This is a genomic window from Sphingopyxis sp. Root1497 (assembly GCF_001427085.1).
Lineage (GTDB): Bacteria > Pseudomonadota > Alphaproteobacteria > Sphingomonadales > Sphingomonadaceae > Sphingopyxis.
In genome coordinates, this window is sequence record NZ_LMGF01000002.1 from 92867 (window position 1) to 107188 (window position 14322).

Genomic DNA, 14322 nt, shown 5'->3' on the forward strand with positions numbered 1-14322 from the left:
ACATCCGCCATGCGTGCCACCGCTTCGATCCCGACCGTCCGTACGGGCAAGCCGCACCTGCTGGCGAGCTGCGCGATCGCGGCGGGACTGGCCGCGATCGCCTTAGGCGGTCCGGCGCTGGCGCAGGTCGCCGGCACCGGTCAGGTGGTCGGTGCCAACCCGACGGTCATTACCACCCCCATCAATCCGACGAACACGACGCAGGTCAATACCAACGGTGCGAGTCAGACAATCATCAACTGGACCCCCACCGACAACGCACCAGCGGGCGGCACGATCGACTTTCTGCCGACAGGCAACAATCTGCAATTTTTCGGCACCGGAAACTATACGGTGCTCAACCGCTTCGTCGGACTGGACGCGCTCGGCAATCCGATCCCGCTCTCCCGCCAAATCGGCCTCAACGGCACGGTCAACGGTTATGTCGGCACCCCGGCGGGACTCGCGGCGGCAGGAACGCTGCCGCAGGGCGGCAATATCTGGTTCTACAATGCCGGCGGGATATTGATCGGCGCGCGCGCGGCGATCAACGTCGGCAGCCTGGTGCTGACCGCGAACGATATCGACACCACCGGCGGCCTGTTCGGCCCCGGCGGCGAAATCCGGTTTCGCGGCGCATCGGGCAGCACGGCGTCGATCGACATCAGCCCGCAAAGCTTCATCAGCGCTTCGTACCCCGGCAATCCGGGCAGCAGCTATGTCGCGCTCGTCGCGCCGCGCATCAACCAGGGCGGGATTATCGACGTCGACGGTTCGGCCGCGCTCGTCGCCGCCGAACAGGCCGACATCCGGATCAACAACGGCCTGTTCGACATCAATGTCACGGTCGGCGCCGAGGGCGGCAACGCCATCACCCACACCGGCATCACCGGCGGCCCGGCGCACCAGCAGGGCGATACCGACCAGAGCCGCGTCTATATGGTCGCGATCCCGAAGAACGACGCCGTCACGATGCTGATTTCGGGGCAGGTCGGCTATCGGGACGCGGTGGTCGCGCAAACCGACCCCGACGGCGCGGTGGTGCTGTCGGCGGGTTACAATGTCGCCAATGGCGTGATCGCCGGCGCGCCGGTGGGCACCGCCGCCGCGAACATCACCGTCAACGACACGATATTCCAGAGCAGCGTCACGGCGCACGCCAGTGGCGCTTTCGTCGGCCAGCCGATCGCGTCGATCCCCGCTGGCGGCCCTGTCGTCGCCGTGCCGCCGCCGCATCTCGGCCGCCTGATCGTCCAGGGCAACGCCACCTTCATCGGCGACGCCAGCGCGACGGTTTCGGTCGGCAACAATCAGATCGTCGGCGCCACCGGCAATTTTGTCGTCAGCTCGAACGGCAGCGGCGGCCAGGCCGGCAATGCGGCGATCAACGTCAATCCGGGCGGCGGGCTGGCGGTGCTCGGCAATCTGTCGCTGCTCGGCGCCGGGCGGCCCGATGCCGTCACCGGTAACAGCACCGGCGGCAGCGCCCAGTTCACGGTCGACGGCGGCACCGTCGTCGTCGGCAACGGCATTGCGATTTCGGCGGCCGGGACGGGCGACCTCAGCGCCACTGGCATCGGCGGCACCGGCACCGGCGGCACCGCCGGCCTCACCGTCCAGAACGGCGGTTCGCTGACCGCCGACACGATCGCCGTCTCGGCCAGCGGTCGCGGCGGCGGCGTCACCCTGTCGTCGCTGGGTGCGCCGATCATCGCCGACCAGGGCGGCAACGGCCAGGGCGGCACCGCCGAGGTCACCGTCGACAGCGGCGGCACGCTCACCGCGAACACCAGCCTCAGCGTCACCGCGAACGGCGCCGGCCAGATCGGCAACGTCCAGTCGGGCAATGGCACCGGCGGCACCGCGCGCATCCAGGTGCTCGGCGCGCTCAGTTCGCTGGCCTCGCCCACCACGACGCTCGCGGCGGGCGGCACCGGCGGCGGCTCCGTATCCAGCCCCAATATCGGCACCTTCCCCTCGCTGAACGGCGGCGACGGACAGGGCGGCACGATCGAACTGACCTTCACCGCCGACAATTCCTCGACCGCGGCGCTCGGCGACCTGACGGTCAATGCATCGGCGGCCGGCGGCAACGCCACCGGCGACGGCGCGACCGGCGGCAATGCGACGGGCGGCACGGTGACGATCACCGCCGACAATGGCATCAACGCCGAACAAAACTCCCTGTCCGTCGACGCCAGCGCGCTCAGCGGCGGCGCATCGAGCGTCAACGGCACCAGTTCGACCACCGGCGACGCCGTCGGCGGCACGATCAATGTCACCATCAACGGGGGCGCGACCCTCGCGTCGGACAGCTCGATCGGTTTCGACGCCAGCGCGCAGGCCGCGTCGGGCGAGAACCGCGGCAATGCGCGGGGCGGCACCATCGCCGTGACCGCGATCGGCAGTGGCGGCAACAGCAGCCTGACGGCTTTGACCACGATCACCGCCAATGCGAGCGTCGGCGGGGCCAATGGCACCCTGCCCAACAGCACCGGCACGGCAACCGGCGGCGACATCGATTTCACCGCCGATGGCGGCACGATCACCGCCGGATCCTTCGATATCGCTGCCACCGCGGCCTCCGGCAACAGCGCGGGTGCCGGCGGCGCCGCGCAGGGCGGCACGATCGACATTCGCGCCGCGAACACCGGCGTATTTTCGGCAACCGACAGCGCCGGAACCAGCTCCTTCGCGACCGATGCGGCAACGGGTTTTTCGCAGGGCGGCGCCTCGGCCACCGGTGGCCGGATCGGCGTCGTCGTCGATGGCGGGACCGTCAGCTTCGGCGCCCCCGCCTTTTTCAGCTCGACCGGCATCGCCGGGGGCGACGCGAGCAGCGCGGGCAACATCGTTGTCGGCCGCGGCGGCTCGATCCTGCTTCAGGTGCTCGACAACAATCTCAACACCAGCATCCTCAATTTCCAGAGCCTTTCCGTCAGCGCCGACGGACGCGCGGCCCAGATTTTCGAGGGGCCGGCACAAATGCCCGGCACCGCCGCAGGCAATGGCGGGGACATCACCGTCGACGTCCAGGGCGGCCAGGTGACCGGCGGACAGCTTCAGCTTTCGGCCAGCGGCTTCAGCGGCTCGGTCGCCGGGGACAACGGCGTCGGCAGCGGCGGCATCGCGGCCTATAGGCAGACCGGCGGCGCCGCGAACGTCGGCGACCTCGTTGTATCGGCGAACGGTGTCGGCGGCGGCAACCTGCGCGCGTCGGCCGGCGGATCGGGCTTTGGCGGCACGGCAACGATCGACCTTCTCGGCGGCACGCTCGACGCCACGACCATCAGCGCCGAAGCGGTCGGCGCCGGCGGCGTCGGGCAGATCGGCAGCGACAGCGACCCCGCGAACCCGGTCGACGGCCAGAATGGCGGCTTTGGCCAGGGCGGCACCGCGACGATCAACCTCAACGGCAACGCGGTCGTCACCACCACCACGCTCAGCGCCCTTGCGTCGGGCATCGGCGGCGACGGCGGCGATTTCATCAGCGCCGCGGGCGTCGTCGGCAACGCCGGCAACGGTGGCAACGGCCAGGGCGGCACCGCCGCGATCAACCTGACCGCGGGAACGCTGACCTCGGGGGACATCACCGCCGACGCCGGCGGTTTCGGCGGCAACGGCGGCGGGCTGCTCAACCTCAATTCGGGTCCGGTGTCGAGCGTCGCACGCGGCGGCAACGGCGGCAACGGCCAAGGCGGCACCGCGACGATCGACCTCGCGACTTTGGTCACCGCAACGGGCACCATGGGCGGCTATGCGCTGGGGGTCGGCGGCATCGGCGGCACCAACAATATCGGCGGCGACGGCGGTTTCGGGCAAGGCGGAACGGCAGAGCTGATCGTCGACAATATCGCTGCCGGCAGGGTCGACGTGATCCTCGATTCCAGCGCCGAGGGCGGCGACGGCGGCGACGGGATCGACGGCGCGGGCGGTTTCGGCGGCTCGGCCTTTGGGGGCATATCGCGCGTCCGGGTGACCGGCGCGAATGGCAGCGCCACCATCTCGCAGGACAATTTCACGGCCGGCGCACTGGGCGGCCAGGGCGGCAATGCGGCACTCGCAGCGGGCAATAATCCCCGCGTCGGCCCGGCCGGCGGCGGCGGCGGCAACGGCACCGGCGGCACGGTCGAAGTCATCGCCGACGACGGCGCGGTGACGCTGACCTTCGGGCGGCTCAGCGCCGTCGCGCTCGGCAGCTTCGGGACCGGCGGCGACGGCGGGACCGGCGCCGACAATCCCGGCACCATCACCCTGCCCGGCCCCGACGGCATCCCCGGCACGCCCGACGATGTGGTCATGGGGCTGAGCGGCGGCGACGGAGGCCTTGGCGGCGCCGGGTCCGGCGGACTCGTTCACCTGGTCGCCAATGGCAGCGGCAGCATTTCGTCGAGCGGGGCGCCGGTCTCCATCGCGGTCGGCGGCACCTCGGGCGCGGGCGGCGCGGGCGGCGTCGGCTCGGGGGGCGACGGCGCCGGAAATGCCTTCACCGGCACGATCGGCGGCCGGGTCCAGATCGAAACCTTCGGCAACGGGACCGCTGCCGGCACGATCACCCTCGGCGACACGACGATCGACGCCAATGGCGATGTCGCGGGACGGATCGAACTGCGGAGCGCGGGCACGATCCAGATGGCCAGCCTGACTGCCAATGCGTTCGGTGGCACCTCGCTGACCAACAACGACACCGACGTCGCGCCGCACGGCATCTTCCTCGGCGTCACCAACGGGCTGATCCAGACCGACGGCGCCGTGGCGCTGAACACCGACGGTTCGGTCGGCGTCTATGCCCAGGGCACCGGCCAGCTCAACGCCGGCGGTGCGCTCACCGTCAATGCGGGCGACCAGGTCGATATCCGCCACGATTTCCGCACCGGCACCGCGCCGACGATCCAGTCGGGCACCAGCGCCTCCTTCACCGCAGTGAATTCGATCCGCAGCGCTCCCGGCAGCCTGGTCAGCGCGGGCACCAGCCTGTTCATGAACGCGACCGGCACCAACAGCGCGATCGACGTCGATTCGCTCGATGCGCAGACGCTGACCCTGCTGCTCGCGACCGAAGGCCGCATCAACGTCTATGGCACCACGACCAGCGGCGACGACCTGACCGCCAATGCGCGCGACGAGGTGGCGATCAACGCCGCGACGGCGGGCGACGACATCAGCCTGACCGGCAACACGATCGTCGCCGGGCGGCTGGTCACCACCGGCACCGGGCTCGATTCCGAAGTCGACGGCAGCAACATCTTCTTCAGCACGGTGAGCGCGGCGAGCGTCGACCATGCCGAGGCCGACAATGATTTCACCGCCGACGTCGGCAGCTTCGCGACCGGCCCCAATTCGATCATCACCGGCGGCGACATCGACATCAATGCGGTCGGCGCGGTCGACCTTGGCAATTCGACGGCGGGCGGGTTCGTCGCGGTCGATGGCCAGTCGATCGTTTTCGACACCATCGGCGCCGGGACCACGGTCACCCTCAACGCGACCGGCACCGCGCCGGGGGCCGAGGGGATCCTCGGCAACGGCATCACCGCGGGCGACAATGTCGCCTTGTTCGGCAACACGATCCGGATCAACGACAGCGTCGTCACCTCGGCCTCGCTGTTCGCTTCCTCGAGCGGCGGCAATGCCCGCCTGTCGGCGACCACCGACGGCGACATCGTCATCAACAGCGCCGGCGACATCGCCGGCAATTATGCGGCCGGCGGCAACGTCAGCCTGACCGCGGCCACCAACATCACGGCGCAGGCGAACGCCGCCGGCACCTATGTCGGCCCCAACGGCCCGTCGGAAGGCTATCTCTTCGTCAACGCCGCGGGCGATGCCAATCTGCTCGCGGGCAGCAGCGCGGCGACGATGATCGGCGTCGCGGCGGGCACCAACGCCAATGTCGACGGCGCGACGGCGGGCGAGGATCTTTATGTCGTCGCGGGCAACACCGCGACCGTGACCAATTCGCTCGCGGGCGACGACCTGATCGTCACCGGCACCTGCTGCGTCATCGTCGACAATGTCTCGACCACCGGCGCCGGACCCGACGGGCGCAGCCTGATCCTCGCGCCTTCGAGCGCGGGCGGACCCGACATGTGGCAGATCCAGACCGGCCCCACCGACCTGTCGAACATCGTGCTGACCGCCTCGGCGGGGACGATCGACGCGTCGAACGCGGTCGCCTTCGACAATCTGACCGCGACCGCCAGCAATGTCGTACGCACGACGAACACCATTCGCTCGGGCCTCGTCACCACGATCACCGGCAGCGCGCTCGATCTCGAATCGGTCACCGCGGGCACCGACATCATCCTGACCTCGACCAGCGGCGGCATCGGCGCGATCGGCGCGCTGTCAGCGGGTCACGACCTGACGATCACCTCGGCCGCCGGCGGCAGCTTCGCCGACCTGTCGGCGGGCGACGATATCCGTATCACCGCCAACGGCAATGTCTCGGCGGCAACCCTGCTGACGACGGCGGGCGGTGCCGACAATGAGGCCGACAACTCCGGCGCCTATATCACCACGCCGGGCAGCATCGCGATCACCGGGGCGACGAACACCGTCGGCCAGACTCGCCTGACCGCCGGCGGCACCGTCGACGCCGGCGCGATCAACGCCGATTATACCTTCATCGACGCGGTGGGCGCGGTCAATATCACCGGCGATGTCACCAGCGGCGGCATGTTTATCGAGGGCAGCAGCGTCGCGCTGCGCAACGCCAACGGGCTTTCCAACCAGATCCTGCTGCGCGCGACCGGCGGCGACGTGACCGCCAACGGCAATGTCACCACGCTCGCCGACCTGCAGGTACAGGCGACGGGCGCGATCACCATCTCGGGTGCGGCCAGCGGCGGCAATTTCGTCGAGATGATCGGCGGCTCGATCGACGTCGCCGACGTCAGCTCGAACAGCTTCGTCACGCTGCGCTCGAACAGCGGCGCGATCAATTCGACCGGGACGATCTCGGCGGGCAGCGATGTCTTCATCAACGCCGCGACGGGCGGCACCTTCAACGCCATCACTGCGGGCGACGATGTGTCGATCGGCGCGGGCGGCGACGTCACCATCGCCTCGATCACCGCCGAGGGCAGCAACCCGCAAGGCGAGGAAATCGGCAGCAACGTTTCGGGCACCATAGCGGGCGTTCTGACCGTAACCGGCAGCACCTTTGCCAACGACGATGTCAATTTCAGCGCGACCAGCATGTCGCTCCAGGACGTGACCGCGGGCGGTTCGTTCACGGCGACGACAACCGGGGGTCCGCTGACGCTGGTCAGCGCCGATGTCGCTAACAATATCACGCTGACCTCGGCGCGCGACGTCGTCGCGACCGGCCTGCTGCAATCGGGCGGCGACACCACGGCCACGGGCCGCAACCTCAACCTCCGGTCGATCGCCGCCGATGGCGACGTCGACCTGACCGCCACCGTTGGCACGATTGCGACCGGCGGCAGTGTCAGTGGCTTCAACGTCACCTACGACGCGAACGGCGATATCACCCACGACAGCGACGGCCTGATAAACGCGGCCAACATCCTCACGCTCACCGCGGGCGGCAATATCGCGGTCGGCAACGCCACGTCGGGTGACAATATGCGTTTCACCGCCGGCGGCACGATCGACGCCAACGCGTTGACCGCGGGACGGCTGCTGGCGCTGGATGCCGATGGCGCCGTGACATTGACCGGCGACACCTTTGGCGCGCTGCTCGTCTCGATCACCGGCAGCACCGTCGATCTCGGCGACAATGATGTCGGCGGCGGCAATATCGCGCTGTTCGCAACGAATGGCGACATCGGCGGGACCGGGGCGATCACCGCGAACGGCGGCGTCACCGCGCTGGCGACGGGCGCGGTCGACCTGACCGGCGACATCGTCGCGGCATCGTCGGCCGACCTGCGCGGTGCCAGCGTCAACCTCGGCAACGTCTCGGCCAATGGTTTCGTGTCGATCGCCGCGACCAACGGCGCGGTGACCTCGACCGGCCTGCTCAGCGCCGGCCAGGACCTTTTCATCACGACGACGCAGGGCGCGACGCTCAATAATCTGGTCGCGGGCGACGATATCGGCATCACCGGCAGCGGGTCGGTGACCATCGCGTCGATGCGCGCCAACGGCACCAACCCGCAGGGCGAAGAGATCGGCAGCAACGCGACGGTCGACATCACCGGCACATTGACCGTCACCGGCGACACCTTCGCCGCCGACGACGCAACCTTCAACGCCCTCGGCATCGCGCTGCAAGGCGTCGAAGTCGGCGGCTCGCTGACCGCGACCAGCACCGGCAGCCCGATCACCCTCGCCAGCGCCGACGCCGGCGCCAATGTCATCCTGACCTCGGCGCGGACGGTCACCGCGACCGGCCCGATCCAGTCGGGACAGGCGACGACGATCCGCGGCACCGGGCTCGACCTGCAGTCGGTCACGGCCGGCACGGACGTCGGCCTGACCGCGACCACGGGCAATATCGTCACCGGCGGCGACGTCAGCGGCGTCAACGTCACCTTCAACGCGGGCGGCGACATCGCGCATGACAATGACAGCCTGCTCAGCGCCGGCAACGCGCTGACGCTGACCGCGGGCGGCGACATCGATATCGGCAACGCCAGCGCGGGCGGCAATCTGCTGATCGATGCCGGCGGCGCGATCGCCGCCAATGCCCTGACCTCGGGCAATAATCTGGTCCTGTTCGCCGACGAAGCGGTCGACCTGACCGGCGACCTCGACGCGACGAACCAGTTGCGCATCGAAGGCGCCAGCATCGAACTCAACGATGTCGGGGTCAACGCCGGCGCGCTCGCGCTCACCGCGACCACCGGCGGCATGCACGGCACCGGACAGGTCGATGTGGGAGGTGCCTTGGTCGCCTCGGCGAACACCCTCGTCGACCTGACGGGCGACATCACCGCCGGCGGCCTGATCGACATCACCGGCGGGTCGATCACCGTCGGCAATGTCACGGGCGGCGGCGATGTCGGGCTGACCGCGATCACCGGCGCGGTCAACTCGGCGGGCACCGTCCAAGCGGCGCGCGACATCGAGATCGTCACCGCGGACGGCGGCAGCTTCAATCGCCTCGTCGCGGGCGACGATATCCGCCTCTTCGGCCGCGGCGATGTCGACATCGCCTTCATGGACGCCACCGGGACCAACCCCGAAAGCGGCGAGAGCGGCAGCAACGTCGGTATCGACCTCGTCGGCAATGTCTCGGTCGGCCATGGCGAAGCCGCGGGCGATTTCATCGTCAATACGACCAGCTTCACCACCGGACTCAACTCGCTGATCGCCGACGGCGACATCGACATCACGACCACGGGCGCTTCGAATCTCGGCAATTCGACCGCGGGCGGATCGATCAGCGTCGATGCCGAGTCGATCGCCTTCGCCACGCTCGACGCCGGCGACTTCGTCAGCCTCACCGCGAGCGGCACCGCGCCGGGCGCCGAAGGGATCGCCGGGTCGACAATCCTCGCGGGAAGCAACGTCTTCCTGACCGGCAACAGCATCACGGTCGGCAACATCGACTCCGGCGGCCTGTTGTCGGCGTTCGGCAGCGGCGGCGACGTCGCGATCGCCAACGGCACGGCGGTGGGCAACATCGGCGTGCTGGCCGGCGGCAATATCAGCGGCGCTTATGCGGCCGGCGGCGACATCGAACTGAGCGCGGGCGGCAACATCAATGTGACCGCCAATGCCGCGGGCGGCGCCCCCGACCCGAGCAACGGTGACGTCGACACGGCGGGCAATGTCTTCGTCGACGCCGGCGGCAATGTGACGCTGACCAACAGCAGCGGGGCGGGCATGGTCGGCGTCAACGCCGACGGGTCGGCGACGCTGACCAATGTCACGGCGGGCGAAGACATGCTCGTGCTCGCCGGCACGACCGCCAACCTCTCGGGCATCACCGTCGGCGACGATCTCGACGTCCGGGCCGGCGGCGCAGTGATCGCGACCGGCGTTCGCGCGACCGCTGCGGGACCCGACGGCTTCGTCCTCGACTATACGGCGAACGGCTTCACCATCGGCCAGGGCGAAGGGGTCTCGTCGCTCGACGGCGCCGACATCGACCTGCGTTCGACCGGCGGGTCGGTCACCGCCGCCGGACTGTCGGCGGGCGACGACATCATCCTCGGTGCCGCCACGTCCTTGTCGGTCAGCGGCGCGACGACGCTCGGCCTCGGCCAGACCGGAGGCGACAGCAGCATCCGGACGCAAAGCGGCAGCGGCACCTTTGCCGGCCTCGCCGCTTTCGACGATGTCCGCATCAATTCGTCGGGCAATGTCGCGGTGACCGCGCCGGCAACCGCGGGCCGCGACATCACCATCGCCGCGGCGTCGGTCGATATCGCCAGCCTGACGACCCCGGTCGGCGACGGGATCGACAGCCTGAGCGCCGGTCGCAACCTGCAGGTCACGACAAGCGGCGCGATCAGCGGCGGCGCGGTGCGCGCCGGCGGCAATCTGGAACTCGCCGCCGGGACGACGATCGCAATCACCCGCGCCGTCACCGGCACCGGCGGCTCGCTGGCGCTCAGCGGCGGCGAAGGCGTGGCTGCGGGCACCGTGGCCAGCGGCGGCACCACCTCGCTCGACAGCGCCGACGGCGCGATCGAGATCGCCAGCCTGAGTTCGGTCGGACCGGTCGATGCGAGCGGCAACAGCATCGTGATCGGCAGCGGCAGCGGCAATCTGGTCTTCAGCACGTTGACCACCGATGTCGGCGACGCGTCGATCACCAACAGCGGCAATCTGTCGGTCACCGCCGGTACCGTGGCGGGCCGCGCATCGCTGCGTTCGACCAATGGCGACCTCAGCGTGACGCAGCTCGGCGCCGCCGACGTCCAGCTCGAATCCGACGATGACATGACGCTCGGCGCGGTGGCCGCGACCAACAGCCTGCTCGGCGAAGCGGGCGGGGTGCTGACGGTCAATGGCGCGGTCACCGGGCGCGAAATGTCGTTTGGATCGGCGGACATCGTCATCGGGTCCGGCGGGCGCCTCGGCACCGCCGGCACCACCGCCGTGCTCGACGTGCGCAACACCGACGGCAACAGCCAGACCTTCATCGGCGGCACCGGCGCGCGCGACGGCTATCATATCGACGCGGCCGAAATGGCGCGCCTCTATGGCACCGACATCCGTATCTTCGCCCCGCAGGTTGACGACAACAATGGCGGGTTCGTCGCGGCGGCGCCCGGCGGACTGCCGATCGGTTCGGTCGGCAGCAGCGCGCAGCCCGACGTGATCATCGACGATTTCACGATGACCGCGGGATCGCCGACCTCGAACCTCGGCACCAACGGCACGCTGACGATCGAAACCCCGGGCAAGGCGCGCGTGCTCGGCGACGTGTTGCTCACCGGCATGGGCGACAACAACGGCCTCGCGATCCGCGCCAGCGACGCGCTCGAAGTCATTTTGGGCGAAGGCACGATCCGGCTCACCGGCGGCAGCAGCACCAGCGGCGCCTCGACCCCCGGCGGCCTCCTGACGCTCGAATCGGAGGATGTCATCGTCGCGACCGCCAGCGCGATCGCCGACGTCGCGGCGGCGGCCGACATCGATGCGATCGACGACCGGCTGGCACAGAATGACGGGGTGACCAGCGACGAAGGCGCACTGTTCGCGGGCGGCATCGACGTCAGCGTCGTCGGCGGCTTCTATGTCCAGAACAGCGGCCTCGGCACGCGCTTCGCGCAGCGCCGCGGGCTGACCTTCGGCGCCCTCGGACTCAATGTGAACGTCGAGGGGTCGGATTCGCGAATCGTCATCAACGGCGTCCACCTCGGCCCGTCGGGCCAGGTCACCGGACTCGACGCCATCCCGCTGCTGTCGATCGACGGCTTCGTGATCGGCAGCGGTCCCTTGAGTGGCAGCGGCCTCGCCTTCGACTCGGGATCGACGATGAACGGGTGCCTGATCGTCAGTTCGACGACCTGCGCCTTCCTCGAATTCGAATCCTCCTTCCCGGTGCAGGACGTCATCAACAAGGAGGACGATGACGAAGGTGATAGCGACGACGCCGAGGGCATGAGCCTGCCGGTGCCGCTGATCACGATGCGCAGCCTCGACCCGCTGACCGGCGAGCCGCTGCTCGACGATCCGGTGACCGGCGCGGGCAACGACGACCTGTGGACGCCGCCGAGCGAATAAGCGTTTCGGTTGACGTTGGGCCTCGCGGCGGGGCATGGCGCGGTCGATGACCGACGCCCCTGCCCTGCCGCTGAAGCTGTTCAACAGCCTGACGCGCTCCCTCGAGGAGTTCGTCCCCGTCCATCCGGGCGAGGCGCGCGTCTATTCGTGCGGGCCGACGGTCTATAACTATCCGCATATCGGCAATATGCGCGCTTATGTCTTCGCCGACACGCTCGGGCGCACGCTGTCGTTCAAGGGGTACAAGCTCACCCATGTCATCAACATCACCGACGTCGGCCATCTGACCGACGACGCCGATGCGGGCGAGGACAAGCTCGAAAAAGCGGCGGCCGAGCGCGCGCAGTCGATCTGGGACATCGCGCGCCATTATACCGAGGCCTATTGGGCCGACATCAAGGCGCTCAATATCCGCCAGCCCGCGCACTGGTCGATCGCCACCGACTATGTCCCGCAGATGATCGAGTTCGCCAAGGCGATCGCCGACAAACATTGCTACGAACTGGACAGCGGCCTCTATTTCGACACCGCGAGTGTCAATAATTACGGGCGCCTCGCACGCCACGGCACCGATGAAGGCGAGAGCCGCATCGACCCCGTCGACGGCAAGCGCCAGCCTGCCGATTTCGCGATCTGGCGCAAGACGCCCACTGGCGAGACGCGCCAGATGGAATGGGATTCGCCCTGGGGCCGCGGCGCGCCGGGCTGGCATCTCGAATGCTCCGTGATGTCGGAGGCGCTGCTTGGTTTCCCGTTCGACATCCACACCGGCGGCATCGACCATCGCGAGATCCACCACCCGAACGAAATCGCGCAGAACCAGGCGCACAGCTGCAGCGACGCCAGCGGCGCGCGTTTCTGGATGCACAATAATTTCCTCGTCGAACGCAGCGGCAAGATGTCGAAATCCAGCGGCGAGTTTTTGCGTGTCCAGCTCTTGATCGACAAGGGCTACCACCCACTCGCCTATCGCCTGATGTGCCTGCAGGCGCATTATCGCAGCGAACTGGAGTTCTCGTGGGAGGGGCTGGGTGCGGCGCTGACGCGGTTGAAGCGGATGGTGATGGCAGTCGCCACCCTTCGCGACGCCGACGATGCGCCGGTCGCCGATCGCCGGCTGACCGACCTCTTGGCCAAATTCGACGCGGCGATGTCCGACGACCTCAACACTGCCGTCGCATTGACCCTGCTCGAAGAAGCAGCGGCGATGAAAAAGATCGACGCCGGGCAGAAGCGCACGGCGCTCGTCGCGATGGACGCTGTGCTCGGCCTCGACCTGCTGGCGATCAGCCGCGCCGACCTGCGCGTCCGCCCCAAGGCCGCAGCGATCGCCGAAGCCGACATCGAAGCCACCCTCATTCGCCGCAAGGACGCGCGCGCGGCCAAGGACTTCGCGACCTCCGACGCGCTGCGCGACGAGCTCATCGCCGCCGGGGTCGAGGTGATGGACGGCGACCCGCTCGGCTGGGATTGGCGGTTGGAGGCATAGCTGCCGTAATCATGGGCGAGGTTGGATTTCGACCGGTAGCGGCCATAGCGCTCCGCCCCGGAACGGGGAGGGGGACCAGCGAAGCTGGTGGAGGGGTACAGGCAGTTTGGCACTCCGTTGAGATCGCGCACCATGGGTCATTATGGATAAGTCCCAGGCGATGAAGGCCTTTCCGGTCTCACGCTGCGGAAACCTCCTGTGCCCCTCCGCTACCCTTCGGGTGGTCCCCCTCCCCGTGCCGGGGAGGATCGGCACCGTCCGCTTCCCACCCCAAATCTGACGCCACGCCCCTTGCTTACACTCCTGTAAGCGCTACACTCCCGCCATGCTCGACCGCATCGCCTGGCTCATCCTCGCGCTCATCCACCTCGCCCCGGCGCTCGCCTTCTTCCGCCCCGCGATGCTGACGCGCCTCTACGCGACCGACGCCCAAAGCCCGACCTTTCTGCTGCTCCACCACCGCGCGGCGCTGTTCGTCGTCGTCTGCACCCTCTGCGTCTGGGCGGCGTTCGACCCCGGCACGCGCCGTGCCGCCAGCGTCGCCGCCGCGATCAGCATGCTCTCCTTCCTGTGGCTCTATTGGCAGGCCGGATCGCCCCCGTCGCTCCGCACCATTGCGTTCGCCGACCTTGCCGGACTGCCCTTTTTGGCCATAGTGGTCTGGCGGGCCTTCTCCCCCGCCTGAAACACGGGATCGCCAACCA

General features: G+C 68.8%; 3 protein-coding genes. All 3 read left to right on the forward strand.

Going from position 1 to position 14322, the window contains the following annotated elements; genetic code table 11:
* Positions 1-9 precede the first annotated feature (9 nt).
* The 3 genes from ASD67_RS03075 (at position 10) to ASD67_RS03085 (ending at position 14303) form a co-directional block, all read left to right on the forward strand.
* Positions 10-12129 (forward strand): hypothetical protein, encoded by a 12120-nt coding sequence (locus tag ASD67_RS03075; protein ID WP_056343216.1) that lies wholly within the window; start codon positions 10-12, stop codon positions 12127-12129.
* A 46-nt stretch (positions 12130-12175) separates the two neighbouring features.
* Entirely contained in the window at positions 12176-13618 is a 1443-nt protein-coding gene (gene cysS / locus ASD67_RS03080; protein WP_056343433.1) for a cysteine--tRNA ligase, read from the forward strand.
* A gap of 325 nt (positions 13619-13943) precedes the next feature.
* On the forward strand, positions 13944-14303 hold the full coding sequence (locus ASD67_RS03085; RefSeq protein WP_056343221.1) for a hypothetical protein: 360 nt from the start codon (positions 13944-13946) through the stop codon (positions 14301-14303).
* Positions 14304-14322 lie beyond the last annotated feature (19 nt).

Bases quoted from the DNA above. Each gene is read 5' to 3' on its own strand.
- cysS (WP_056343433.1), top strand. From the start codon at position 12,176: ATGACCGACGCCCCTGCCCTGCCGCTGAAGCTGTTCAACAGCCTGACG.
- ASD67_RS03075 (WP_056343216.1), top strand. From the start codon at position 10: ATGCGTGCCACCGCTTCGATCCCGACCGTCCGTACGGGCAAGCCGCAC.
- ASD67_RS03085 (WP_056343221.1), top strand. From the start codon at position 13,944: ATGCTCGACCGCATCGCCTGGCTCATCCTCGCGCTCATCCACCTCGCC.